Annotated in this window: 25 protein-coding genes and 1 tRNA gene; 14 read left to right on the top strand and 12 right to left on the bottom strand. The window is 67.3% G+C overall.

Annotation, left to right across the window (positions count from 1 at the left end):
* Positions 1-44 precede the first annotated feature (44 nt).
* The 3 genes from H0P51_RS23145 to H0P51_RS23135 form a co-directional block, all read right to left on the bottom strand.
* Positions 45-704, bottom strand: coding sequence for an SAF domain-containing protein (locus tag H0P51_RS23145; RefSeq protein WP_246398163.1), 660 nt, complete (start codon positions 702-704; stop codon positions 45-47).
* Positions 705-774: 70 nt separating this feature from the next.
* A complete protein-coding gene (locus H0P51_RS23140) occupies positions 775-1,101 on the bottom strand; it encodes an FmdB family zinc ribbon protein (protein ID WP_180915167.1) in 327 nt (108 codons plus the stop codon).
* Between the two features lie 76 nt (positions 1,102-1,177).
* Positions 1,178-1,795 carry a 5-formyltetrahydrofolate cyclo-ligase gene (locus H0P51_RS23135; RefSeq protein ID WP_246398161.1) on the bottom strand — a complete coding sequence of 206 codons (618 nt, stop codon included), beginning with the start codon at positions 1,793-1,795 and terminating at the stop codon, positions 1,178-1,180.
* Between the two features lie 55 nt (positions 1,796-1,850).
* Between H0P51_RS23135 and H0P51_RS23130 the strand changes: the two genes are divergently transcribed.
* The 7 genes from H0P51_RS23130 (at position 1,851) to H0P51_RS23100 (ending at position 8,830) form a co-directional block, all read left to right on the top strand.
* Positions 1,851-2,765, top strand: a complete 915-nt coding sequence (locus H0P51_RS23130; protein WP_180915166.1) for a UTP--glucose-1-phosphate uridylyltransferase — start codon at positions 1,851-1,853, stop codon at positions 2,763-2,765.
* 28 nt (positions 2,766-2,793) lie between these two features.
* Positions 2,794-4,086 carry a molybdotransferase-like divisome protein Glp gene (gene glp, locus H0P51_RS23125; RefSeq protein WP_180915165.1) on the top strand — a complete coding sequence of 431 codons (1,293 nt, stop codon included), beginning with the start codon at positions 2,794-2,796 and terminating at the stop codon, positions 4,084-4,086.
* A gap of 12 nt (positions 4,087-4,098) precedes the next feature.
* On the top strand, positions 4,099-4,752 hold the full coding sequence (locus H0P51_RS23120; RefSeq protein WP_180915164.1) for a GNAT family N-acetyltransferase: 654 nt from the start codon (positions 4,099-4,101) through the stop codon (positions 4,750-4,752).
* A gap of 174 nt (positions 4,753-4,926) precedes the next feature.
* A complete protein-coding gene (sepX, locus tag H0P51_RS23115; RefSeq protein WP_180915163.1) occupies positions 4,927-6,003 on the top strand; it encodes a divisome protein SepX/GlpR in 1,077 nt (358 codons plus the stop codon).
* A 49-nt stretch (positions 6,004-6,052) separates the two neighbouring features.
* Positions 6,053-6,125 (top strand) — tRNA-Ala (locus H0P51_RS23110).
* Between the two features lie 156 nt (positions 6,126-6,281).
* Positions 6,282-7,631, top strand: coding sequence for an FAD-dependent oxidoreductase (locus tag H0P51_RS23105; protein ID WP_180915162.1), 1,350 nt, complete (start codon positions 6,282-6,284; stop codon positions 7,629-7,631).
* 212 nt (positions 7,632-7,843) lie between these two features.
* The gene (locus tag H0P51_RS23100) at positions 7,844-8,830 is read left to right on the top strand and encodes a helix-turn-helix transcriptional regulator (RefSeq protein WP_246398159.1); all 987 of its coding nucleotides are present in this window, start codon (positions 7,844-7,846) and stop codon (positions 8,828-8,830) included.
* On the opposite strand, the gene H0P51_RS23095 is transcribed toward H0P51_RS23100, so the two are convergent.
* Complete coding sequence (locus tag H0P51_RS23095) at positions 8,819-9,334, bottom strand: hypothetical protein (RefSeq protein WP_180915161.1); 516 nt, start codon at positions 9,332-9,334, stop codon at positions 8,819-8,821. The two genes, H0P51_RS23100 and H0P51_RS23095, sit on opposite strands and share 12 nt — an antisense overlap.
* A 177-nt stretch (positions 9,335-9,511) precedes the next feature.
* Here H0P51_RS23095 and H0P51_RS23090 point away from each other — a divergent pair, with 177 nt between their 5' ends.
* The gene (locus H0P51_RS23090) at positions 9,512-9,763 is read left to right on the top strand and encodes a hypothetical protein (protein WP_180915160.1); all 252 of its coding nucleotides are present in this window, start codon (positions 9,512-9,514) and stop codon (positions 9,761-9,763) included.
* Between the two features lie 12 nt (positions 9,764-9,775).
* Here the strand turns inward: H0P51_RS23090 and H0P51_RS23085 are convergent, their stop codons facing one another.
* The gene (locus tag H0P51_RS23085) at positions 9,776-10,522 is read right to left on the bottom strand and encodes a class I SAM-dependent methyltransferase (RefSeq protein ID WP_180915159.1); all 747 of its coding nucleotides are present in this window, start codon (positions 10,520-10,522) and stop codon (positions 9,776-9,778) included.
* Between the two features lie 94 nt (positions 10,523-10,616).
* On the opposite strand from H0P51_RS23085, the gene H0P51_RS23080 reads away from it, so the two are divergent.
* The 3 genes from H0P51_RS23080 to H0P51_RS23070 are packed head-to-tail and all read left to right on the top strand — an operon-like array spanning position 10,617 to position 13,011.
* The gene (locus tag H0P51_RS23080; protein WP_180915158.1) at positions 10,617-11,603 is read left to right on the top strand and encodes a GNAT family N-acetyltransferase; all 987 of its coding nucleotides are present in this window, start codon (positions 10,617-10,619) and stop codon (positions 11,601-11,603) included.
* Between the two features lie 39 nt (positions 11,604-11,642).
* A complete protein-coding gene (locus tag H0P51_RS23075) occupies positions 11,643-12,323 on the top strand; it encodes a DUF5642 family protein (RefSeq protein ID WP_180915157.1) in 681 nt (226 codons plus the stop codon).
* Positions 12,324-12,351: 28 nt separating this feature from the next.
* Entirely contained in the window at positions 12,352-13,011 is a 660-nt protein-coding gene (locus tag H0P51_RS23070; RefSeq protein ID WP_180915156.1) for a DUF5642 family protein, read from the top strand.
* Between the two features lie 17 nt (positions 13,012-13,028).
* Here H0P51_RS23070 and H0P51_RS23065 read toward each other — a convergent pair whose 3' ends face one another.
* A complete protein-coding gene (locus H0P51_RS23065; protein ID WP_180915155.1) occupies positions 13,029-13,625 on the bottom strand; it encodes an alpha-ketoglutarate-dependent dioxygenase AlkB in 597 nt (198 codons plus the stop codon).
* A gap of 80 nt (positions 13,626-13,705) precedes the next feature.
* Between H0P51_RS23065 and arcA the strand changes: the two genes are divergently transcribed.
* Complete coding sequence (gene arcA / locus H0P51_RS23060; RefSeq protein ID WP_180915154.1) at positions 13,706-14,914, top strand: arginine deiminase; 1,209 nt, start codon at positions 13,706-13,708, stop codon at positions 14,912-14,914.
* Between the two features lie 66 nt (positions 14,915-14,980).
* On the opposite strand, the gene H0P51_RS23055 is transcribed toward arcA, so the two are convergent.
* Positions 14,981-16,573 (bottom strand): dolichyl-phosphate-mannose--protein mannosyltransferase, encoded by a 1,593-nt coding sequence (locus tag H0P51_RS23055; protein ID WP_180915153.1) that lies wholly within the window; start codon positions 16,571-16,573, stop codon positions 14,981-14,983.
* A 25-nt stretch (positions 16,574-16,598) separates the two neighbouring features.
* Here H0P51_RS23055 and rsmI point away from each other — a divergent pair, with 25 nt between their 5' ends.
* Positions 16,599-17,462, top strand: coding sequence for a 16S rRNA (cytidine(1402)-2'-O)-methyltransferase (gene rsmI, locus H0P51_RS23050; RefSeq protein ID WP_180915152.1), 864 nt, complete (start codon positions 16,599-16,601; stop codon positions 17,460-17,462).
* A 10-nt stretch (positions 17,463-17,472) separates the two neighbouring features.
* On the opposite strand, the gene H0P51_RS23045 is transcribed toward rsmI, so the two are convergent.
* The 5 genes from H0P51_RS23045 to H0P51_RS23025 all read right to left on the bottom strand — a co-directional run bounded on the left by H0P51_RS23045 (position 17,473) and on the right by H0P51_RS23025 (position 23,286).
* Positions 17,473-18,855 (bottom strand): hypothetical protein, encoded by a 1,383-nt coding sequence (locus H0P51_RS23045; RefSeq protein ID WP_180915151.1) that lies wholly within the window; start codon positions 18,853-18,855, stop codon positions 17,473-17,475.
* Positions 18,856-19,005: 150 nt separating this feature from the next.
* On the bottom strand, positions 19,006-20,268 hold the full coding sequence (locus H0P51_RS23040) for an aminodeoxychorismate synthase component I (RefSeq protein ID WP_180915150.1): 1,263 nt from the start codon (positions 20,266-20,268) through the stop codon (positions 19,006-19,008).
* A 22-nt stretch (positions 20,269-20,290) separates the two neighbouring features.
* Positions 20,291-21,205, bottom strand: coding sequence for an RNA polymerase sigma-70 factor (locus H0P51_RS23035; protein ID WP_180915149.1), 915 nt, complete (start codon positions 21,203-21,205; stop codon positions 20,291-20,293).
* Positions 21,202-22,407, bottom strand: coding sequence for an NAD(P)/FAD-dependent oxidoreductase (locus H0P51_RS23030; RefSeq protein WP_180915148.1), 1,206 nt, complete (start codon positions 22,405-22,407; stop codon positions 21,202-21,204). Before H0P51_RS23030 ends, H0P51_RS23035 begins: the two co-directional genes overlap by 4 nt.
* 87 nt (positions 22,408-22,494) lie before the next feature.
* Positions 22,495-23,286, bottom strand: coding sequence for an FkbM family methyltransferase (locus H0P51_RS23025; protein WP_180915147.1), 792 nt, complete (start codon positions 23,284-23,286; stop codon positions 22,495-22,497).
* A gap of 286 nt (positions 23,287-23,572) precedes the next feature.
* Between H0P51_RS23025 and H0P51_RS23020 the strand changes: the two genes are divergently transcribed.
* Positions 23,573-25,438, top strand: a complete 1,866-nt coding sequence (locus tag H0P51_RS23020; protein ID WP_180915146.1) for a putative bifunctional diguanylate cyclase/phosphodiesterase — start codon at positions 23,573-23,575, stop codon at positions 25,436-25,438.
* The last annotated feature ends 8 nt before the right edge of the window (positions 25,439-25,446 follow it).

Here is a 25,446-nt window from a genome sequence, read left to right as displayed (position 1 = left end):
GTGCGGCCACCGGCGAGATGCCGGACGTGCGCAGTAGGCGCCCGTCAATGCAGGATGAGGGTTACGGTCTGCGCCAGTGCTGCAGCGGCAGCCGTGCTTGCCAGCCGAGCTGGCAACGCGACCAGCACAACACGGTCGTTGTCGCCCGCCTGGATTTTCTGCTTGGTAGAGACCAGCACCACCACCGCATCGGTGGCTATCAGTCGGGCGGTCGCGGGGGATTCGTTGGCCGGCGCGGCCAGCACATCGACCACGTCGCCGACCCTGACCAGGTCGACCAGTGCGCTGTCGGCCAGGCGTAGCGGCACGATCCGGGCACCGGGGCCGGCCGTCGACTCGGCCAACCGGCTGCCCAACAAGCTGACGTCGGTGAGCACCTCGCCGCGCCGCGCGGGACTGGCCAGCGTCGAGCCGAGCACCGTCTGGATGTTGGTTTGTGAACCGTCGGGAATTGTTGTTGCCAAACGCTTTTCGATGTGCACGTCGGCTGCGGTCAGAGCGACGCCGGGGCTCAAGTCGTGCGCGGCCACCAACACCTCGACGCGATCGCGCTCGGGATCGGAGCGCAGTGCCGCCACCGCGGCCAGCGCCACGAGTCCGCCCGCGGCGATCCTTCGGGCCAGCATGGTACGGGCCCAGTCCGGGCGCAGTCCCGTTGAAATGCGGCTGAGCAGAGTGGGATTGAGCGATGACGGTTCCCGCACGCCGCACACGTTAGACGCGGTGCAGCACCAGCGCAGTCAGGCCGGGATCTATTTGTGGATAAGCGCTAGCTTACGAAGCGGCGGCCGTCGACGCGGCGGCGCTGCTCGACTTCTCGCTCGATGCGGATGACTTGCTGTCGCTCGACGTGGACGTGGCACTGGACCCGGAGTCGCTCGAAGACGAGGACCCGTTGGTCGAACTCTTCTCCGCCTTGCTCGCCTCACGGCTGTCGGTGCGGTAGAACCCGCTGCCCTTGAAAACGACCCCGACCGAGTTGAACAACTTGCGCAGCCGGCCGGAGCACTGCTCACAGGTGGTCAGCGCGTCGTCGGTGAATGCCTGCACCTTGTCGAAGCGGTGGCCGCACTCGGTGCACGCGTAGCTGTACGTGGGCACAAAAACCTCCGGGGGATAAGTAAGTCTGAGTTAGCACTCTACCGTCTTAAGTGCTAGAACCGCCACGTGATCGCGATCATTCCCGCATCGGCAGCGGGATCAGCCCGAGTGCCGGAGTGAGCGCATGGGTCATTGGCACATCGTGCGGTTCGCACGGCAAGCTGTCGACGAGTTCCGTGTCGCGCACCACCGCAACCAAGCTGGCCTGGGGATCGCGGAGTGGGAGGGACAGGTCGTAGAAGCCGCGTCCTCGGCCCAGCCGCACGCCGCGCCGGTCGACCGCCAGTGCTGGCAGCAGTACCAGAGCAGCCTCGGCCAGGGCCGACGGCGGAAGCCATGGCTGGGGCGGTTCACGCAGCCCCCATCGCGCCGTCACCAGGTCGCCGGATCGGTACTCTCCCCACCACAGCCGCTGCGCGGTGTCGGTGGGCGAGGTGCGTGCCACCGGCAGCAGCACCTTCCCGGCACGGCTCAGCAACGCGTCAAGCATGCCGGTCGAGCCCGGCTCCGACCCCACTGGCACATACGCGCACACGGTGATCCCGCTGGTCACCACCTGCTCGACATGATAGGTAAGCATCGCGGCCTCGGCGGCGCGGACGTCGTCGGCAACACCGCGACGTCCGGCCGCCAGCCGTTCCCGCCATGCGGCCTTGCTGGCTGCGCCACCGTCGTCCGCCATGCCGTCAACCATGACAGCTACGGTCTTCCCGCCGCCACATCCGTCCAGCGGGTTATGGTGTGAATCGATGTCTCCACGCTCGCAAAACCCGATCCCGCTCACGGCGATCGTCCCCGCTGCCGGGCTGGGAACGCGGTTTCTTCCCGCGACCAAGACGGTGCCCAAGGAGCTGCTTCCTGTCGTCGACACTCCGGGCATCGAGCTGGTAGCCGCGGAGGCGGCCGAAGCCGGCGCGGAACGGCTGGTGATCATCACCTCCGAAGGCAAAGACGGCGTGGTCGCCCACTTTGTTGAGGACCTGGTGCTGGAGGGCACCCTCGAAGCGCGCGGCAAGAAAGCCATGCTGGCCAAGGTCCGTCGAGCGCCCGCGCTGATCAAGGTTGAGTCGGTGGTACAGGCCGAGCCGCTCGGGTTGGGCCACGCCATCGGCTGCGTGGAGCCGACGCTGGCAGCCGACGAGGACGCGGTGATGGTGCTGCTGCCCGACGACCTGGTGCTCCCAACCGGGGTGTTGGAGACCATGTCGCAGGTGCGGGCGCAATACGGCGGCACCGTGCTGTGCGCCATCGAGGTCGAGCCCGACGAGATCAGCGCTTACGGCGTTTTCGACGTCGAGCCTGTTTCGGACAGCTCGAATCCTGATGTCCTCCAGGTCAAGGGCATGGTGGAGAAGCCCAAGACCGACGACGCGCCATCCCTGCTCGCGGCGGCCGGCCGCTACGTGCTCGACCGGGCGATTTTCGATGCGCTGCGCCGCATCGACCGGGGTGCCGGCGGCGAAGTCCAGCTGACTGATGCGATCGCCTTGCTGATTTCCGAGGGGCACCCGGTCCACGTCGTCGTGCACCGCGGATCCCGACACGACTTGGGAAATCCCGGCGGGTACCTCAAGGCTGCGGTTGACTTTGCCTTGGATCGTGACGACTACGGCCCAGAACTTCGGCGGTGGTTGGTAGCGCGATTGGGCCTGACCGAACAGTAGTCGCAGGCCGGCAGCAGGAAGGCGCACTGTGCGTTCTGTGGAGGAGCAGCAGGCACGGATCTCGGCAGCCGCGGTGGCTCCGAGGCCGATCAAGGTTGCCATCGCCGAGGCACAGGGACTGTTGTGTGCCGAAGAGGTGGTGACCGAACGCCCGTTGCCCGGTTTCGATCAGGCCGCCATCGACGGCTACGCGGTGCGCAGCGTCGACGTGCTCGGAGTCGGTGATTCAGGTCCGGTCGAAGTGGCGTTCGGTGGTGACGGCGGCGAGATTGCCGCCGAGGGTCGTGAGGTCGTGACCCTGCCGGTGATGGGAACCATCGAAGCCGGCGCGCGCACCCCAAGCAGGCTGCAGCCACGCCAGGCGGCCCGCGTGCAGACCGGTGCCCCGCTGCCGACACTCGCCGATGCCGTCCTGCCGTTGCGTTGGACCGACGGTGGCATGAACCGAGTCCGGATCCTGCGCGGCGCGCCGTCGGGCGCCTACGTCCGCCGGGCCGGCGACGACGTGCAGCCCGGCGATGTGGCGGTGCGGTCGGGCACGATTATCGGTGCCGCCCAGGTGGGGCTGCTGGCTGCGGTCGGCCGGGAGCGGGTACTGGTCCATCCACGACCGCGGGTGTCGGTGATGGCCGTCGGGGGTGAACTCGTCGACATCTCCCGGAACCCGGGCAATGGGCAGGTCTACGACGTCAACTCCTACGCCCTGGCCGCCGCCGCCCGCGATGCCGGTGCCGAGGTGAACCGCGTCGGCATCGTCAGCAACGACCCGAAGGAACTCGGTCAGGTGGTCGAGGGCCAGCTCAACCGGGCCGAGGTCCTGGTGATCGCGGGGGGAGTGGGCGGCGCCGCGGCCGAAGGGGTGCGTTCGGTGCTGTCCGAACTTGGCGACATGGAGGTGGTCCGGGTCGCGATGCATCCGGGCTCGGTCCAGGGATTCGGACAACTCGGGCGCGACGGTGTGCCCACCTTTCTGTTGCCGGCCAATCCGGTCAGCGCGCTGGTGGTGTTCGAGGTTATGGTGCGTCCGCTGATCCGTCTTTCGCTGGGGCGACGCCACCCCATGCGCCGGGTGGTGCAGGCGCGCACGCTGTCGCCGATCACCTCAGTGGCGGGACGCAAGGGGTATCTGCGCGGCCAGCTGATGCGTGATCAGGAGAGCGGCGAGTATTTGGTACAGGCGCTGGGTGGCGCGCCCGGGGCGTCGTCGCATCTGCTGGCCACTCTTGCCGAGGCCAACTGCCTGGTGGTGGTTCCCAGCGGGGCCGAGCAGATCCGGACCGGGGAGATCGTCGACGTTGCCTTCCTGGCTCAGCACGGCTGAGCGCGACCGCGCGTGAATCTGCTGCGTTCCAGCGCCCGGCATCCGGGCTGGCCGATGACCGTGGGCCCGCTGCGGGTTGCCGCTGGGGTGATCCGGCTGCGGGCGGTGCGGATGCGTGACGGCGCGCAGTGGAGCCGGATTCGGTCGGCCGACCGCGCGCATCTCGAACCGTGGGAACCCAGCACCGACGGCGACTGGGCGGTCCGGCATTCTGCCGCGGCGTGGCCGGCGGTGTGTTCGAGTCTGCGTGCCGAGGCGCGCAAGGGCCGGATGCTGCCGTACGCGATCGAGCTGGATGGGCAGTTCTGCGGGCAGCTAACCATCGGCAATGTCACGCACGGGGCGCTGCGGTCGGCGTGGATTGGCTATTGGGTGTCCAGCGACTGCACCGGCGGCGGGGTGGCGACGGGGGCGGTGGCCCTGGGCTTGGACCATTGCTTCGGCCCGGTGGGGCTGCACCGGGTGGAGGCCACGGTGCGGCCGGAGAACGCGGCCAGCCGCGCGGTACTGGCGAAGGTCGGGTTCCGGGAAGAGGGGCTGTTGCGGCGGTATCTCGAGGTGGACCGGGCCTGGCGCGACCATCTGTTGGTGGGGCTGACGGTCGAAGAGGTCTACGGGTCGGTGGCGTCGACGCTGGTTCGGGCTGGTCGCGCCAGCTGGGCGTAGACGACGTACACGCTTGAGAAAACCGAAATAAAAGTGTGGCTCGCGTGACATATGTGGCGTGTGATGCTTGAAAGGGGCGAATTACAGGTGTGTAATTGCCCTGGTCACAGAGACCCGGCCGCGCAGGCCAACGAGGTGCCTCGCGGATAGCGGAACCGAAGAGAGCAGGTCATCATGCCAAGCATCCCGCAATCGTTGTTGTGGATCTCGCTTGTGGTGCTCTGGTTGTTCGTGTTGGTGCCGATGCTGATCAGCAAACGCGACGCGGTACGGCGCACCAGCGATGTGGCCTTGGCGACCAGAGTCCTCAATGGTGGCGCCGGCTCTCGCCTGCTCAAACGGACCGGACCCGCGGCCGGTCACCGCAGTGATCCCGACTGGCAGCCCGAAGAGGAGTGGGACACCGACCGCATCGACGGGACCTACGCCGATGCCGACAAGGACCACGACGCCGACACCGACGTGATGGTCGGCAAACGATCTGTGGTCACGGCTCTGACCAAGACTGACAAGGCCGAGATGGACACCGCGGACGACTACCTCGACGTCGACGTCGTCGACGAGGACGCTCCCGCGCTGCCGGCGGGCGCCAGCGTTGCCCCCGACGGTGTCGCACCGCTCGCGCTCAAAGTCGACGCGAGCCAAGACGACGACGAACCAGCCGCTGAGCACACCGCTGAGGCCGAAGAGGCTGACGAGTCCGACGAGGATCTCGCCGAGGACGAATACGAATATGTCGACGACTCTTCGGGTTTGGAGCCGGAGGAGGACGACGAGGAGGAGGCCCCGCTGACCTACGCGTCGGGGGCGTCGCGGCGGCGCCGCTACGACAACACGACGGCCGCGGCGGTCAGTGCCCGCAAGTACGCGTTCCGCAAACGGGTGTTGGTAGTGATGGCGCTGGTCCTGATCGGTTCGGCCATCGCAGCGTTCGAGGTGACGTCGCTCGCCTGGTGGGTGTGCGGGACTGCCACCACGATCACCATGTTCTACCTGGCCTACCTGCGCCGGCAGACCAAGATCGAGGAGCAGGTACGTCGGCGCCGGATGCGGCGGATGGCCCGCGCACGCATGGGTGTGGAGAACACCGAGGATCGCGACTACGACGTGGTGCCCTCGCGGCTGCGGCGCCCGGGTGCGGTGGTCCTCGAGATCGACGACGAGGACCCGATCTTCGAGCACCTCGACTATGCGGTGGCCTCGCGCAACTACGGTTGGCCGCGCGACCTTCCCCGCGCCGTCGGCCAGTAGCCCGCGGTTCGGACCTTTGCGAGACTGGCTGGTAGCCTGCTAGCGGTCAGGGGCTATGGCGCAGTTGGTAGCGCGACTCGTTCGCATCGAGTAGGTCAGGGGTTCGATTCCCCTTAGCTCCACAGAGTTTGAGCACGTCAGGACTAGCGGACCCGCTCGGAGGGCACTTTCAGCAGCGCGATATCTCAAGCAGATTCGGTCCGTCCGTTGGTAGACAGCGGTGGAGCGCACTGCCAGTGTGGCGTTGGTGGGGGACTCTTTCGGGAGGGACCGGCGACATGCGTAATGAGAACGCAGTGGTCTGCGGCGCGAGTATCGCTGGCCTGTTTGCGGCGCGGGTGCTGTCGGATTTCTACGACGCAGTCACTGTGGTCGAGCGTGACAAGTTGCCGGAAGGCCCATCCCAGCGGCGAGGGGTTTCGCAAGGGCGACATCTGCATCAGATGCTCAGCAGAGGTGTGCCGTACATCGTCGACTTGTTTCCGGGTCTCTTGGAGGAACTCGAAGCGGCAGGTGCCATCGTCCTGGACAGCCCCGACGACCCGGCCCTGTTCCATCTGGGCGTCGGTGACATCGTCTTTTGCCGTTCGGGGCGGTTCACACGATCCGAGGGCACAGTCGTGTTCTTGGCCAGCCGCCCACTGCTGGAAGGGATAATTCGACGGCGGGTGCGGTCGATTACCAACGTCACGTTCATGGATGGCCACGACGTGGCGGAGATGGTGATCGGCCCCGCTGGTCGGGTCACGGGTGCGCGCGTGGTCGAGCGCGCAACCGGCCAGGAACTCGTGCTGACGACTGACCTGGTGATCGACACGACCGGTCGCTCTGCCCGCACCCCCGCGTTCTTGGAGGCTAATGGTTATCAGCGGCCTCCTGAACGCAGGTACACGATCGATCTGAGCTACTCCAGCCAATTCTTCCGCTTGGCACCTGGGACGCTTGCCGAGCGAGCCGTGTTGGAAATTCCCACACTCGACAGGCCGGAGGGTTTTGGGTTGTTGCCCTACGAAAACGGGACCGTCATCGCCACGGTGATCGGGTTTGCTGGCAGGAAGACACCCAAAGACCTGCCAGGCTTACTTGACTCAATTTCCGCGTCGGTGCCGAACCACGTCGCTGCGGCATTACGCACTGGGGAACCGATTGGCGAGGTATCCACTCAGCGGTATCCCGCTAGCGTTTGGCGGTGTTATCACAAGCTCACTCGGTTTCCACCGGGATTACTCGTCATGGGCGACGCCGTATGCAGCCTCAATCCCGTGTACGGCCAAGGGATGACCTCAGCGGCGTTACAAGCTTCGGCGCTCCAAACGTGCATATCCGATGGCAGCGACCAGTTAAGCCTTCGATTCTTTCGCGCCTGCGCCGAGACGTTGTCACCGATGTGGCGGGCGAATCGGTTCTTCGACTTCACCATTGTCCCGTCTGATGGTTGGCAGTCGAAGCCGAAGAAGTTCATTAGTCTCGCAATGGGCAAGCTTTACGTGGCGGCGGCGACCGACGTAGTAATCACCGAGGCGCTATTCAGACAGATGCAACTCCTCGAGCATCCCAAGGAATTTCTTCGGCCGTCCCTGTTGCGCCGGATAGTGGCTGGCAACCGACTGACGGCAACCAACGAGTGACGTTGTGGCGCAACTCAATCCATGTGGAGAGGTCCGGTTCGTCATGAACAGTCCGATGCCGACGCGACGCAATTCGTCGAACATGATGCGGCCGGCCATTTCGCCGCGCGCCGGGCTCCGTGCCGCACGTCGGAGGTGCCAACGAAGCACGCCGTGCGCAACACGGCGCCCGCAGCTAGAATGAACATTCGGTTCAGAAGGACGCCGAAACGGTGTCCCCTGCTCCGAAGGTCATTGTGGAATCCACGGTCCTGCTTGACACACGCGATCTCGACGAGGCCGAGATCGCGCTTAGTGCCAACTACTCCAAAATTCGCATCAACGCGACTACCGACAGTGCGCCCACCTCGATCCGGATCGAGCGGAGCTTGTTCGGTTCCATCGGCATCGATGCCATCGACTACGGATGCGGCTTCAGCTACGAGATGGACCCGCCGGAATCGATTGTCATCAGCGGTGTGGTCTCCGGCGCGCTTCAAGCCAGCCATCAGCGGCAGGCGACTTTCTGCTGGCCCGGCGAGGTCTACGTGTTCGGCGCGCAAGACGGCAAAGGTTATAGGGGCCAAGTTCGTGCTGGTCACTACCGCAACCTGGTCGTCGAGCGGTCCATCCTTGACAGAGTCGCCGTGCCGTGGGGCGAACCCGTCCAGCTGACCGGTTCGACTCCGGTGTCGGCGGCGGCAAACCGGTACCTCTTCGACTGCATCGAATACCTGCGGCGCGCCGCGGCGGGCGACGCAGACCAGAACCCGTTGATCCGCGGCGGTGTGGAGCAATATCTGGCAGCGCTGTTGTTGGGGTCCTTCCCCAGCACCGCATCTCCGGAACCAGCCAGTGCGGAGTTGCGTGGCGGCACACCGCAACTGCTGCGCCGCGCGATGGGGTTCATCGAAGAGAACGCCCGCGCTGACATCTCGCTCGCGGATATTGCCGCGACGGTGCACGTCACGCCACGGACGCTGCAGTACGCGTTTCGCAAGCACCGCGATTGCACCCCGACCGAATACCTACGGCTGGTGCGGCTACACCACGCCCACCGCGACCTGCTGACCGCCAACGGCACCGTGGCCACCGTGGGCGAGATCGCCCACCGCTGGGGATTCGCGCATTTGGGGCGCTTCGCCGGTTACTACAGCGACGAGTTCGGCCAAAGCCCGCAGGTCACGCTGCGCATTGGCCGAGTGCCGCTAACTGGTTGAAAAGATCTCGGGCGCAATAGGTTTGGTTGCGTACGTGCGTGTGCCCGACGCCACCGTTAGCACTAACGGCTGATCGGTGGGGCCCCCAGTGTCGGCGCTGAAGTGTTGTGCATGCTGCAACTCGGTGAAGAACACCGCGCTGCCGTCGGGCGGAATGTCGTGCGGCACGTCGGCACCGGCGATCGGCTTCCCGATCGGAATCAACGAGGTGCCGTCCGGACCGCAACGTATCGCCCACCCGTCGACGTGAAACGGCACCCGGCCGGCGTTGACCACCTTCACCCCGATGACCAGATCCTCGAGTTGCTCGGCGACATTGCTGAGGCACTCGCGGACGTCGGCGCTGGCGTCGTTGGTCACCAAACCGTCGGGCGTCAGCCGGCCGATGACGGCCGTGAGTCTGGGACGCGGCCGCTGCCGCAGGTAGGTGCCGATCTGCCAGCCCAGGGACGCCACGGCGAGCACGGTGGCAACCACGCCGAGCACCAAGCCGGCGACACTCATCTAACACTCCAACCGTCGACCATGAATCAAACGCTACTGGTCCCGCCGGCCCTCAGTCACCGCCCCGGACGGCGATCCGCCCTACAGCCTGATGAACGTCCAAAATTCAGCTGAACATTCGCTGAGATCGCGTTTCTGTGTCGAATTGTGTCCGGCAACGTCTCTAAAGTCGACGGAATGAGCACCCAGTACTACCTGCAGAAGATTCCCGTTGAAGCCGTCGAGCCGGGATACTCACTCGCAATCCCCGATGCCGCCCGCACCGGCGGCAAGTTCCGTCTTTTTCAGGTGGACAGTATTCAGGTGTCGCAGCGCGACGGACAGCCGCCGATGGTCACCCTGACGTCGGACGGCGCGGCGACGTTGGACTACGAAGCGGGCACGCCCGTAGTTCGGTTGTTCGGCATCTGCGCGGCCGCCGCCTCTTAAGGTCTCGGGACCTCAGCTCGGCTTGGTGGCGGTCACGAACTGCAACACGCGTTGGGTCTGCTGCTCCACGCCGACCAGACCAGCCGAGATGAACAGGTCCACAAAAGCGTCACTGTCGAACATGGTGAGCCCGATGAGGCGCGCGCCGGCGCTCAGCGCGAAGCTGAGCGGTTGCGGCTGACCGGAATAGCTGGTCAGGATGGCGATGCGCCCACCGGGGGCCAGCACCCGCACCATTTCCTGCGCTACCTGGAACGGATCGGGAATCAGGTACAGAGCGCCGAAACAGCACACCGCGTCGAAAGTTTCATCGTCGAACGGCAATTCGCGGGCGTCACCGCGCACGTAGCAGGTCCGCGGTCCGTTGTTATCTTCAACCGCGCGGGTCAGCATCGGCTCGGAGATGTCGAATCCGACCGCGAGGCTTCCCGTGGTTAGTTGCTCGGCCAGCGGCGCGGTGAAATTTCCTGGCCCACATGCGACATCGAGCAGCCTGGTGGCACCGCGCAACCGCAGGGCTGTCGCCGCGCGCCGCTGTTCGGCGCCGGTGGTGACACCGCTGGCCAGGTAGAACGACATCGGGCGCCACAACTGTTCATAGACGGTGGCGACGAACGGGCTGTTCATCGCGAGCTGGGCAAACGTGGGCACGGGGGAGGCGGTCGATTCGCCGAGCACATCGAGGAAGCCGTGCCGCAGCACAGCGGGCTGGGTGAGCAGACTGCGCGTCAACTCCACTCGATCCTGGTTATCGATCATTGTTTGGCGGCTCCTCCCTGCCCTCAGGTTAGTGGGCGTCCTTGCCGGAGCGGCGCCCCACGTCCTAGCCTGGGGCCCAGCAGACCGCGGAGGGATGGCCGAATTGACCGGCATGGGGGTCGAAGAACTCGCGCGGATGGACATTTTCCGGGACTGCCCGACGCAGGATTTGCTGCCGCTGGCGTCCCGACTAGCCCCCCTGTCTGCCCCGGCTGGCCAAGTGCTGATGCGGCAGGGCGAGCAGGCGGTGTCATTCCTGCTCATCGCGTCGGGAAGTGCCGAGGTGATGCACGTCGGCGCCGACAACACGGTGATCATCGAACAGGCGGTGCCTGGCATGATCGTCGGCGAAATTGCTTTGCTGCGCGATATCCCGCGAACGGCCACGATCGCCACCATCGAACCGCTCACCGGCTGGGTCGGCGACCGGGGCGCCTTGAACGAGATGGTGCACATTCCCGGCATCATGGACCGGCTGGTGCGTACGGTTCGACAGCGACTGGCCGCCTTCATCACACCGATTCCGGTGCGGCTGCGCGACGGATCCGAGCTGATGCTGCGTCCGGTTCTGCCCGGCGACAGCGAACGAACCGTGCACGGGCACGTCCACTTCTCCAGCGAAACCATCTACCGACGGTTCATGTCGGCGCGCGCGCCCAGCCTGGCGATGATGCACTATCTGGCAGAAGTCGACTACGTCGACCACTTCGTCTGGGTGATGGTCGACGGCAGCGACCCGGTAGCAGACGCGCGATTCGTACGCGACCAGGAAGACCCGACGGTCGCCGAGATCGCCTTCACCGTCGCCGACGCCTATCAGGGACGTGGCATCGGAACGTTTCTGATCGACGCACTCTCGGTGGCCGCCCGCGTCGACGGCGTCGAAAGATTCTCCGCGCGAATGCTTTCCGACAACCTACCGATGCGCACCATCATGGACCGCGCCGGCGCCGTGTGGCAGCGCGAGGACGTGGGGGTGATCGCCACCATCATCGACGTGCCCAGCGAACTGAAGATCGACGATTCGATGGCCGAACAGATTAAGCAGGTCGCTCGCCAGGTCATCGACGTCCTCAGCTGAGCTCCCCGACCAAACCCGCCCGCCGTGATATCAACGATCATGCGGCGCGTATGCATCGGCCTTGCGGTGGCCCTGCTGACCGCCTGCGCCCAGCAGCAGCCCACGACGGCACCCGCCTCGTTGTCGGCACCCACGTCAAGTCGCCCGCCCGGCGCGGTCGTCAACCCGGGCAATATCAGGCGGGTCGCCCGCGAACTGCCCGCGGGCTATGAGGTGAGCAACACCGCCCGCGCCGCGTCGCCGAAGGCCCTCTGGGGATTGGGCGGCGATACCGCGGCGAACCCGCCGCCGTGTCTGGCCCTGGCAGATCCGGGTAACGGTCACCAGCCGAACGCGCAGGGCGTGTCCGCGTCCGGACCGGGCGGCATCGTCGACTCGGTGGTCGTGACGATGTCCGGGGGCCTGGCGAAGCTGGACCGCAACGTGCAGACGGCCTGCGCGCACTGGGATCTGTCCGCCGGGCGCACGCTGGTGAGCGTTGGTCTGGTCGACGCCCCGCACATCGATGGTGCGGACACGTGCGCAATGGTGGCCGACATCCGCGCCGCAGTCGAATCGGGCAGCGAAATCGATTCGCGAGCATACACATTCGTTGCGTATCTAGGCGCCTACTACGTATTCACCTCGCTGACCACCGACCCGGGCTCCATGCTGCCGCCGCTGCCGCCGCAATATGCCGCGGATCTACTGGTCAAAACGGTATCGACGTTACGCGGCTGAGCATTCTGGGTTCGGTAGATTGGCGACGATGGTCAGGGTGTCGCTCGCAGTCGGATCGGTGTGTGTGCTCGTGGGCTGCTCCGGCGGCACGCACGCCTCCCAGCCCGCCAAGGTCGACATCGCCAAGATCAGCGAGGTGAAATCCAGTTTCGGTCCGGAATTCAAGGTCACCAATGTCACCCCACGCGCCATCGACCCGCAGTTCTTCGCCGCCCGCAAACTCCCGGAAGGCCTGAGCTTCGACCCGGCGGGCTGCGCCAAGACGGCGGTCGGGCCGGACATGCCGCCCGGTCTGGAGGGCAACATGGCCGCAATTTCGGCCGAGGGCAACGGCAACCGATTCGTGGCGATTGCGGTGGAGACCTCCCAGGCGCTGCCGGTCAACGATCCGGGAAAAGACTGCACCAAGGTGGGCTTCGCCGGTGCGCAGGTCCGCGGCGGTATTGAAGTGGTAGAGGCGCCGCACATCGACGGTGTGCACACCCAGGGCATCCACCGCGTGCTGCAGGCACTGGTGGACGGCGCGGCGCACACCGGCGAGCTGTACGACTACTCCGCGCAGTTCGGCGACTACCAGGTGATCGTGATCGCCAACCCGCTGGTGATACCCGGCCAACCGGTCGCCAAGGTCGACACGCAGCGCGCTCGCGACCTGCTGGTCAAGGCGGTGGCTGCGGTCCGCAGCTAGTCGCGCGGCGGGCCAACCTAGCGCACGTCGCGCGGCCGGAATTGGATGCTGACCCGCGGTCCTGCGGCCGCCGACGTCTTGGGAACCGAATGCTCCCAAGTGCGTTGGCAGGAACCGCCCATCACCAGCAGATCACCGTGGGCCAGCGGCAACCGCAACGAGTGGCCACCACCGCGCCGCCGCATGGCGAAGGTGCGGGTGGCGCCCAGGCTGACGATCGCGACCATGGTGTCCTGTGAGCTGCTGCGACCAATGGTGTCCCCGTGCCAGGCCACACTGTCGGAGCCGTCTCGGTAGCAGCACAATCCGACGGTGGTGAATGGTTCGCCCAACTCACCGGCGTAGATGTCGTTGAGTCGCCGACGGATTCGCGCCAGCTGCGGATGTGGGGGATCTTCGATGCTGAGGTCGTGGAAACTCACCAGTCGCGGCACGTTTACCACCCGGTCGTACATCTGGCGGCGTTCGGCGCGCCAGGGAACGATCCGCAGCAGTTCGCCGAGCAGGTCGTCGCAGTCTCGCAGCCAGTTCGCTCGGACGTCGAGGAAGGCGCCGTCGCCGAGATACCGACGTTCGTTGTGCTCGAATAGCGAGCCCTGAACCGCGATCGCCACGCGGCGAGTCTATCGCACATCAGTTCGATAGCTTGGTGCGTGACGCGCCAGAGGCCCCAGCCGCCGCTACGGTTTGTGGCGTGGGTGTCGAGCTAGGGATTAATTCCGAGGTGGGCGAGCTACAGGTCGCGATCCTGCATCGCCCCGGCGACGAACTGCGCCGGCTCAACCCGCGCAACAACGACCAGCTGCTGTTCGACGCGCTGCCGTGGGTGTCACGCGCCCAGGACGAGCATGACGAGTTCGCCGCGCTGCTGCGGTCTCGCGGGGTGGAGGTGCTGCTGCTCTCCGAGTTGCTGACCGAGGCGCTGCAGCACAGCGGGGCGGCCCGGATGCAGGGGGTGGCCGCGGCCGTCGACGCGCGGCGGCTGGGAATGCCGCTGGCACAATCGGTTTCAGCCCATCTGCGCGGACTGGAACCGGCGCCGCTGGCGCGGGTGCTAACCGCCGGTATGACATTCGAGGAGCTGCCGGCAACGGCCCGCACCGACGTGTCACTGGTGTTGCGGATGCACCACGAGTCGGACTTCGTGATCGACCCACTGCCCAACCTGGTATTCACCCGCGACTCATCGATCTGGATAGGTCCGCGGGTGGTGATCCCGTCGCTGGCGCTGCGCGCGCGGGTGCGCGAGGCTTCGCTGACCGACATTGTCTACGCCCACCACCCGCGGTTCACCGGTGTGCGGCGAGCCTACGAATCGCGCACCGCGCCCGTCGAGGGCGGCGACGTGCTGTTGCTCGCCCCGGGTGTGATCGCCGTCGGGGTGGGGGAGCGGACCACCCCGGCCGGTGCGGAGGCATTGGCGCGCAGTCTTTTCGACGACGATCTGGCGCACACCGTGCTGGCGGTGCCGATCGCCCAGCAGCGCGCACAGATGCATCTGGACACGGTGTGCACGATGGTCGACGTCGACGCGATGGTGATGTACGCCAACGTCGTCGAGACGCTGTCGGCGTTCACCATCGCGCGCACCCCCGGCGGCGTGACGATCAGCGACGAGGCCCCGTTCGTGGCGGCGGCCGCCGCGGCGATGGGCCTGGACAAGCTGCGGGTGATCGACACCGGCCGCGATCCCGTCGTCGCCGCGCGTGAGCAGTGGGACGACGGCAACAACACTCTGGCGTTGGCGCCCGGCGTAGTGGTCGCTTACGAGCGCAACGTGCAGACCAACGCCCGGCTACAGGATGCCGGCATCGAAGTGCTTACCATCGCCGGCTCTGAATTGGGCACCGGGCGCGGCGGTCCGCGCTGCATGACCTGCCCCGCGAGCCGCGATCTGTTGTGAAACCAGGGCCCGGCGCAGCGCCGGAAGTCGCGCTGGCCTGACGCTTGACGCGCGGAGGGTGGTCGGCTATCGCCAGCTGGGCAGCCAGATCTCCATGTCCCAGGTCTGCTGGGAGATCGGCAGTCCGGTCAGCACCGGAAACAGCCAGGCGAAATTCGTCACCACCAGCGCCACATAACAACTGACCAGAATCAAGCCGAGCGTGCGGCGCTCCTTGTTTTGGCGCGGCTGGTGCAGGATGTCGCCGAGGATCAACGCGATCGCCATCACCAGGAACGGGCCCATGGTCGCCGCGTAGAAGAAGTACATCTGTCGATCGATGTCGGCGAACCACGGCAGCCAGCCCGCGCAGTAGCCCACCCACACCACCGCGTAGCGCCAGTCGCGTCGCACGAACATCCGCCACGACGTGTAGAGCAGCACCGGCACCGCGAGCCACCACATCGCCGGGGTTCCCACCAACATCACGGCCTTGACGCACGATTGCGCGCCGCAGCCGGGAACGTTGTTCTGGTCGATGGCGTACAGCACGGGCCGCAGCGACATCGGCCAGCTCCACGGCTTGGACTCCCAGGGGTGGTAGTTGCCTGCGGCATTGGTCAGCGTGGCGTGGAAGTGGAACGCCTTGGTGGTGTACCACCACAGCGAGCGGATCGCGTCGGGCAGCGGGACGACGCTGTCCGGGCCGATCGTCTGGCCGACCTGGTGCCGGTCGATCGCGGTCTCGGAAGCGAACCACCCCGCGTAGCTGGCCAGGTAGACGGCGAACGGGATGACCAGCAGCGCGTAGGTGGTGGGCAAGACGTCGCGGCGCAGTGTGCCCAGCCAGGGCCGCGGTACTTGGTATTGGCGGCGGGCCGCCGCGTCGAAGGCCAGCGACATGAGACCGAAGAAGGCCATGAAGTACAGTCCCGACCACTTCGTCCCGAAGGCCAGCCCCAGCAGCACCCCGGCACCGAACCGCCACCAGCGCACCCCCAGCCGGGGACCCCACACCGTCGCGGCGCAGCGTCCTTCGGTGAACGCGACATGCATGCGTTGTCGGACCTGGTCGCGGTCGACGATCAACGCCCCGAACGCGGCGACCACGAAGAACGTCAGGAATCCGTCTAGCAGCGCGGTCCGTGCGGTGACGAAGCTGACACCGTCGCAGATCACCAGAATCCCGGCGATCGCGCCAACCAGCGTGGAGCGGCTGATACGCCGGACGATGCGGGTCACCAGCGCGACCAGCAGTACACCCAGCAAAGCGCCGGTGAACCGCCAGCCGACTCCGCTGTAGCCGAACACTGCCTCGCCGATCGCGATCATCTGTTTGCCGACCGGCGGGTGCACCACCAACCCGAAGCCCGGATTATCTTCCACCCCATGGTTTCCGAGCATCTGCCAGGCCTGCGGCGCGTAATGCTTCTCGTCAAAGATCGGGGTGCCGGCGTCGGTCGGCGAGCCCAGGTTCAGGAACCGGGTCAGCGCGGCGAGCAAAGTGATGACCGCTGTGGTGACCCAGCCCCGCATCCGGTCGGTGGGGCCGAAGTCGGCGGCGGGCAGCAGTGGCGCCGGGCTCACAGTGGCGGCTGGGCGGGTCGACGCGCGGTGAAAAGTCCCGTCCTCGGCGGGGTCCTCGTTGCAGACAGAGGTTTCTCGGGGCGGGGCAGTCATCGGTGTCGATCGTAGGCTGTCGGTCGTGACTACCGGCCGCCTGTTGCTCGCCGCGACCCCGCTGGGCCAGCCAACGGATGCATCGCCCCGCCTGATCGAAGCGCTGGCAGACGCAGACGTGGTCGCCGCCGAGGACACCCGGCGGGTGCGCAACCTCGCCAAGGCACTCGACGTGACGATCGGCGGCCGCGTGCTCAGCTTGTTCGACCGGGTGGAGGCTACCCGGGTCGCCGCCCTGCTCGAGGCGATCGGCTCTGGGGCAACGGTGTTGGTGGTCAGCGACGCCGGCATGCCGATCATCAGCGACCCGGGCTACCGGCTGACGACGGCGTGCATCGAGGCCGGGTTGCCGGTGCACTGCCTGCCCGGTCCGTCGGCGGTAACGACCGCGCTGGTGGTTTCCGGGCTACCGGCGGAGAAGTTCTGCTTCGAAGGTTTCGCCCCACGCAAGGGCGCGGCCCGCCGGTCCTGGCTAGCTTCGTTGGCCGAGGAGCGCCGCACCTGCGTGTTCTTCGAATCCCCCCGACGTCTGGCCGCCTGCTTGCGCGACGCGGTCGACCAGCTCGGCGGGGCTCGTCAGGCCGCGATCTGCCGGGAGCTGACCAAGGTGCACGAGGAAGTGGTGCGCGGACCACTCGACGAGCTGGCCGACTGGGCGGCTGAAGGTGTGCTTGGCGAGATCACCGTCGTGCTGTCCGGTGCCACCCCGCGTGCGGACCTATCCACGTTGGTGACCGACCTGGTTGCGGAGGTGGAGAACCTCGTCGAAGGCGGCATCCGCGTCAAAGACGCGTGCAGTCATGTAGCGGCGGGTTACCCGGAGGTGCGCTCGCGCCAACTCTATGAGGCGGTGCTGAAGTCGCGGCGTGATTCGTCGGGCGACGAATAATCCCGTCGGGTCAGATGCACGGCCCCATCGGCACGCACAGCGGGGGGTGCGGCGGCGGACCGGGCAGGGCAGGCAGCGGCGGCAACGCCGGGGGTGCCGGCAACCCGGGCAGCCCAGGCAATCCGGGCAAGCCGGTCGGCACGCCGGCGGCGGCCAGCATCGCCGGCAGTGCGGCGGCCAACGCGGCCGGGTCCACGCCGTGCAGCGCCGGGCCGCCGGCCAACAGGGCCGGCAGCGCGGCAGCCAGCAGAGCGGGGTCGACGCCGGGCAGGGCGCCGCCGGCCAGGGCGGGCAGCGCCTGGGCCAACATCGCCGGATTCACCGCTGGCAGGGCGCTGGCTAGGGCGGGCAGTGCGGCGGCCAGCATGGTCGGGTCCACGCCGGGGATCGCCGGTAGACCCGGGATTCCTGCGGTCAACGCCGGCAGCGCGGCCGACAACACGGCTGGGTTCACTCCGGACAGGGCGGGAAGTCCGGGAATGCCTCCGGCGGAAGCCAGGGCAAGCAAGTCGGTCGGCGAAACGCCCGGCAGCCCCGGAAGTCCGCTGGCGGCCAGCGACATCAGGTTTGCCGGCGATACGCCCGGCAGCGCGGGCAGGCTGACGCCGGGCAGGCCGCCCGCCGCGGCCAGTCCGATCATGCCGGCCGGCGAGACGCCGGGCAGGCCGGGCAGGTTCAGGTTCGGCAGTCCGGGCAGGCTCAAACCCGGCAGCGCCGCCGCGGGAAGTGCGCTGGCGACCGGCAGCAGCAGGTTGCTGAGCCCGCCCTGCGCGCCGGTGTTGACTGCCGGGAGCAGGCCCGAGGACTGCAGCGTGTTGTAGGCCAGCACCACGTAGGTGACCGCCAGCGCGCCCGTCGTCACCGCGCTGGCCAGGCCGGTGCCGACGCCCAACACACCGTTGACAACCGCTGCGGCTGCGTTCACGCCGTATGGGATGCCGGCGAGGCCGGCCACGCCGCCCGCAACACCGTAGAGGTCCGGCACACCGGGGATCGAGTAGATATCTGGAACGGCGCCGTACCCCGGCGAGAGAGTGGCGGCGTCGGGCAGCGGGCCAGCCGGAGACAGGCCGGCGGTCGAGGCGTCCGGCAGCGCGCCGGAGCCGCCGGTGGGCCCGGTGTAGGCGACCGCTTGGGGCGCTGCTGGTTGCGGCGCTGTGGCAGGGGCGGCTGCTTGCGGGGCTTCGATCACGGAGGGGGCCTGCGGCATCGCGAGACCGGTTGGCTTGCCGGTTTCAGGCATCAAGACGGAGGCCAGCTTGTCGCATTGTTTTCCGGCGGTGCAGGTGCCGCCGGAAAGCACCTTGCTCTGGTTGGAGATGGTCAACGGCGCAACCGCCAGCGCGCCACCCAACACGGCCGCAGCCGCAGCGCCAACGATGGCAACTCTCATGACAGCCCTTTCGCCCCGCTCGCGTATCAGATGTGCACCACGCCACGCCGATTGGCACACCGCTGGCGCAAGCTTAGGCGCACCCGGCGACCGGCGCGGGCTTTCCGCGAAATTACCTCACCCGACTTTGTCGCGAAGAAGTTTGCTCAGTTAACTCACTCGGCTGATCTCGGCGGTGGGTAGGCCGACCACCGGGGCGGCTTTGTGTAGGCACTCGGCCCACTCGGCCTCGGGGTCGGAATCGGCGGTGATCCCACCGCCGACGCCCAGCACGGCACGGCCCGTAGCATCGAATTCAACCGTGCGGATCGCGACGTTGAGTTCGCACCCGGCGATAGGGGACATCAATCCTATTGTGCCGCAATATATTCCACGACGATGTGGCTCCCATGTCGAAAGAAGTTGACGGGCACGCAGTTTAGGAGTTCCGGTTACCGATGCCGGCGGGAAGGCGGCATCCAGCAGCGACGCTGCCGGCAACTCTGACGGGACCTGCGCCGACACCGTCGATACCAAATGCCAGACGCCCGGCGCCCGACGCACCACCAGCAGCTCCGGCACGGTAACTGTGCCAGTAACCGCCACGCGCCCAAGGTCATTACGAACCAAATCTACGATCATGATGTTCTCCGCCACCTCCTTCGGCGACGCCCGCAGCGCCGACGGCCAGGCATCCAGCGGCAGTGTTCCCTTGATCGGACTGGACGTCACGACGTCGCCGTGGCGGCGTAAGAACAATTCGGGGGAAAGCGAGGCCACCGCGCCCCAGTGCCCAGCGACGTACGCGGCGCGGGCCGGGGCGGTGCGCGCGACGCCATCAACGAAGAAATCCAAGGAGGAACCGGTGACTGTGCCGGTGAACTGGGTGCAGACGCAGGCCTGGTAGACCTCGCCAGCCGCGATCGCCTCCAGGCACTGCAGCACACCATTTTTGTGTGCTGAGCGGTCCGCGGGCCGCCATTCGATCTGGCACAAGGGTGCCGTTCTGGGTGCCGGCGCCCCCAGCGCGTCGACCAACCAGCCGGGCATCCGGCTACCGGAGAGGCTTTCGAACCACCACTGCCCGTCTCGGTCCCGGCGCAGGACGCAGTCGGTCCAGCCGCCGGCCGCTTCGGGTATCCGGTGCGGCAGCCCGTCGGCGCCGGGATCTGGGTAGGACAAGTAGCCGATCCACCCGCCGCCAACTGGCCCCGGCCGGCCCTCGGGCGGTGCGGTAAAGCCCAGCGGCGCGGTGAAGACGTCGCCGGTCGCCGCGGGGCCTATCTCCACGGTCGGTGCGATCACCGCCAGCGCGCCGAACCACTCCCCGGTCAGTGCTGCCGGAGGGGCAAACCCGAGCCGATCGGTCGCGCGACCGAGCGAGCGCAGCACCTGCGGTGCGCCACCTAGATCGCCGAGCCGCTCGATTCGCACCGGCTTAGCTTGACAGAAGGTGTCAGCCGCGGCTGATCCTGCGTGGGTTACCCAACGCCACCAGCTTCTCAGGGTTGCGCATTGCGTAGAAGTTGGTGATCTTGTCGTCGACGATCTCCACCGTGATCACCCCCTGCAGCTGGCCGTCCAGATAAAGCACCACCGCCGGAGCGCTGTTGCAAGTCACGGCCTCCACCTGTAGTTCCCCACGCGCCTTGCGCAGCAGCCCCACAACGGCGCCGGCTACCTTACGCGCCCCGACGATCGGCTTGCGGGACGCGGTGACCTTGCCACCCCCGTCGGCCACCCAGGCCGCATCCGGGGCTAGCATCTCCAGCAACGCCTCGACGTCGCCGCTGGCCGCGGTGCTGAGGAACTGCCGGGTGATCCGCGCGTGCCGATCGGGATCCCCCGGGTCGGCGCTATCGAACCGCTTGCGCCGAGCCTGGACGTGGGCCCGCGCCCGGTGCGCGACCTGCCGCACCGTTGACGCCGGTTTGCCCACCGCGTCGGCGATCTCGCCGTAGTCGAACCCGAACACCTCGCGCAGCACGAACACCGCCCGTTCGTCCGGGCTGAGTGTCTCGAGCAACACCAACATGGCCATGGAGACCGATTCGGCCAGCACAACGTCGGCGCTGGCATCGTGGTCGTCGAGCAGCAGCGGTTCGGGCAGCCAGGGGCCCACATACTCTTCCCGGCGGCGGACCTGCGCCCGCAACGAGTTGAGCGCCTGCCGGGTGACCAGCCGAGCCAGGTAGGACTTGGTGTCCCGCACGCCGCCTAGGTCGACCTCCGCCCAGCGCAAGTAGCTGTCCTGCAGGACGTCGTCGGCTTCGGTTGCCGAGCCCAGGATCTCGTAGGCGATGGTGAACAGCAGCGGGCGCAGCAGGGTGAACCGTTCCGCGTGCCCGCTGCCGTCCCCCGGCGAACTCACGGGACCGCAACCTGCTCATCGGAGCCGAGCCGCGCCGGCCGGTTTCCGCCCTTGAGCCAGCGGTACCAGCCGGGCTTCGCGGCCTCCTTACGCAGGCCCCACACCGTGCCCTTGCAGACCAAATCCTTCAGGGCCGCGGCGACGCGACCCCCGACGTAGAAGTTCACCGGGGTGTCGTCGGTGCGGGCCAGCTGGATGGTGCCGTAACTGCGGCCCACGCTGATGCACTGCCCGGTGAACGCCTGGTTCAACGGGGCCGGCGCGGTGCCGGCGATGCGGGCCAGGACCGTGTTCGCGGCCTGGGCGGCGAGCGGAATGGCGGCCTGGCAGCTCATCCGCAATGGTTGGTTGGAGGGCGCGGCGGCGTCGCCGGCGGCGACGATGCGGTAGTCGGTAATGCTGGTCAACGTCTCGTCGGTGAGCAGTCGGCCCAGCGCGTCGGTACGCAGCCCGCTGCGTGTGGCCAGGTCCGGCACCCCGAATCCCGCCGTCCAGACCGTGGCTTCGCTGGGCATTACGGCGCCGTCGCCCAGCACCACCGAGTCCCAGCGAACCTCGGTCACTGTCGCGGATTCGAGCACGTTAACGCCGAGCTTGCGCAGCTGTTTGGCCACCGAACGCCGGCCCGGACCGCTCAGCGACGGACCGAGAATACCGCCGCAGACCAGGGTCACCGGCCACCCCTGTTCACCCAGTTCACCGGCGGCTTCAATGCCGGTCAGGCCGCCACCGACGACGGTGATGGTCGCGGCGGGGGGCAGATCGGCCAGTGTGTATCGGAGCCGCTGCGCCCCCTCCAGTTCGGCCAGGTGGAACGCGTACTCGGCGGCTCCTGGGACGGCGACCGGGGTGGCCCCGGTGCTGCCCACGGCGTAGATCAGGTAGTCGTAATTCAGCACGCCGCCCGATGCCAGTGAAACTTGGCGCGCCGGGGCATCGATGTGGGTGGCGGTGTCGACGACCAGGCGGATGCCCTCGCCCAGCAGCGTTCCGTAGTCCGCGGTGGCGGCGCCGGTGCCGGCGGCCAACTGGTGCAAGCGAATTCGCTGCACGAACTGCGGCCGCGGATTGACCAGAGTGATGTCGACGTCTTCGCGCAGCCGGAGGTGGTTGGCGGCCATGGTGCCGGCGTATCCGCCGCCGATGACGACCACACGGGTCTTGGCGCTCGCCGGTTCGGATAGCTCGTAAAGCTCAGACATCGTTGTCTCCTGTTCTGATCGGGTTACGCCCTCAAGACACCGCGGGGCGGCCAGGCGTGACAGAACAGGCGCGAATTGTGAGCTGTCTCACTGCGATGGCGTGAAGACAAAGTTGTTGACGTACACGCCGCGCGGCGCCCAGCCGTCCTCGGCGCCGCCGATGTTGGCCGGGTTCTGATGCGCGGCGGCATCGAACTCCTCGATCGGCCGTTGCTCACCGTCGAGGGTGAAGTGGCCCCGGTAGCCCAGGCTGGTCAACAGCCGGGTGATCTCGGCCACCGCACCGGCGTGGTGGCGGTCCTCGGCCTCCACGACGATCGTCGGCCGGTTGCGGTCCAGGGTTTCGACAGCGCCGCGCAGCACGGCGAGTTCGTGCCCCTCGACGTCGATCTTGATCAGGCCGACGCCGTCCAGGCCCAGGTCGTCGAGCCGTTTGACGGGGACCTCGATGGTGGCAACCGGTCCGCCGACTGCGGTGTCCAGCACGTTGTCGGCGTCGATGGTGCTGCGCCCGGGATCGGACTCGACTACCCGCATGGCCACCACGCCCGGCCGGTCGGAGAGCGCGAGCGCCTCGACGCGCACCGCCGCGCCCACTGCGGCGAACATCGTCGTCAGCTCGCGCGCTTGGGCCGGACGCGGCTCAAAGGCGATCACCGACCGTGACGACGAGGCCATGGCGATCGCGAACTCCCCGATGTCGGCGCCGATGTCCAATGAGAGCCGATGGGGGTCGCACAGCGATTGCACCAGCGCCACATCCGGACGGGATGCGCCAAGGCGTTGCAGGATGCGGTATTTGCGTCGCCAAAACAGCCCCGGCGCGAGGGCCTTCGCCGCAGGCGCGAGCCACTGCTTGGCTGTGCGTGCCACGGACATCGTGCCGACACTAGCGGACCCCCAACCGCGACAGTCGGTGGGATAGCGCAGGTCACAGAGATTTCCCAGGGCTGCTGCGGGCTCGCGTGATAACCTCTCCCGACAGATATTCCATCCGTGACCTGCGCCGGTCCGGGTGCTTCCCAGGAAACCAGGCTATGCAGGGGGCCGTTCGAAGCGCATCGCTGGGCATTCGGACGTGGCGGACCGTCGACAGTGACGCTGCCTGGGTCAGACGCCCGTCAACCGGTGCAGCCACTCGACTCGTGCACAAATCGGAGGACCGGTGCCGCGCAGCTTGGACCTCGTCGTCACCTCCGTGGCCACCCAGCTCATGGAGGCGACCGCGTCCACCGCTACGCAAGTCAGCGAACGGGTGCTCGCCCAGCTGGTCGAGCAGTTCGACGTGGACGCAAGCTTTCTGCGTCACCACGACCACGACATCCGCGCCTCGGTCCTGGTTGCGGAGTGGCCGCCGCGGCCCGATGTGCCGGACCCGGATCCCCAGGGGGTAGTGCACTTCACCAGCGCCGACCCGGTGTTGTCGCAGTGCGAACACGGCAGGAAGCCGGTGGTGATCCGGCCCGATCAGAACAACCGCTCGTTGCCCCGCTGGATTGGCGGCACGAAGCAGGCCGCATCGCCCTCGGTGGCGGCCGCTCCGCTGGTATCCGGCGAAATGACCACCGGGGTACTGGGTTTCGTCAAGTTCGGCGCGCGTAAGTGGAAACAGGAAGAGATCAACACCCTGGAGGCCGTCGCGGCCCTCTTCGCGCAACTGCAGGCCCGGATCGCGGCGGAGGAGAAGCTGCGGTACCTGGCCGAACACGACGACCTGACCGGCCTCTACAACCGCCGGGCACTGGTCGCGCACCTGTCCGATCGGCTCAGGGCCGGCCACCCCGGCCCGGTCGCGGTGCTCTATATGGACCTCGACCGGCTGAAGTCGATCAACGACTACCTGGGCCACACCGCCGGCGACTGGTTCATCCGCGTCTTCGCACAGCGGCTGCGGGTGTGCGCGGGCTCGCAGAGCATGATCGCCCGGCTGGGCGGCGACGAGTTCGTCGTCATCCCGGAACAAACCATGTCCAGCGGCGCGGCCGAATCGTTGGCCCGCCGCCTCGGCAGCATGCTGCGTGAGCGCCTGGCGATCGGCGGGCACCAGATCACCCGGACCGTCAGCATCGGCCTGGCCGTCGGTATGCCCGGCCGCGACAACAGCACCGACCTGCTGCGTCGTGCCGACGAGGCGGTGCTGACAGCCAAGCGCGCCGGAGGCAACCAGGTTGCCGTGTCCACCGATGACATGTCGCTCAAGAGCGCTTTTCGCAACGACATCGAGCTGCACCTGCAGGGTGACATCGACAGCGAAGCCCTGCTGCTGCACTACCTGCCCGAGGTCGACCTGTGGACGGGTGCCATCGTGGCGGCTGAGGCGCTGGTGCGCTGGCGGCACCCCATCTGGGGGCTGTTGCTGCCGGACTCGTTCATCGGCGTCGCCGAATCGACCAACCTGGCCGGTGAGCTGGGCCGCTGGGTGATGCGCAGCGCCTGCGCCGAATTCAGCCGATGGCGATCTAACGGCGTCGGGCAGACCGCCATCCTGCGCATCAATGTCTCGCCCGTCCAGTTGATCACCCGCGGCTTCGTCCGCAGCATTGCCGACACGATCGAGGAGTTCGGCATCGACGGCGGTTCGGTCTGTCTGGAGATCACCGAGCGTGCCGTGGTCCACGACATCGACGCAACCCGCAAGACGCTGCATGAGCTCAAAGATGTCGGAGTCCAGATCGCTATCGATGACTTCGGTACCGGTTACGCGGTGCTGTCGCACCTGAAGTCGCTACCGGTCGACATGCTCAAGATCGACACCGGGTTCGTCCGCGATCTTGGGACGAACGCCGGAGACCTGGCGATCGTGCGCGCGATCATCGGCCTGGCCGAGGCCTTCGGCCTGCAGGTGGTTGCCGAGGGCGTGGAGACCCCGGCCGCCGCGCTGACATTGATGCAACATGGTTGTCACCGCGCGCAGGGATTCCTGTTGTCGCGCCCTGTTCCCGGCAACGCCATGGAAGCGTTGCTGTCCGCGCGCTGGATGCCGATGCCGTTCCTCGCCGACCGCGAGGCACTCACGCTCGGCGCGATCTAGCCAAACAG

Origin of the sequence: Mycobacterium vicinigordonae (genome assembly GCF_013466425.1) — a bacterium.
GTDB classification, from domain to species: Bacteria; Actinomycetota; Actinomycetes; order Mycobacteriales; family Mycobacteriaceae; genus Mycobacterium; species Mycobacterium vicinigordonae.
Note: the sequence above shows the minus strand (reverse complement) of the source record. Positions and strands in the feature narration are given on the sequence as shown.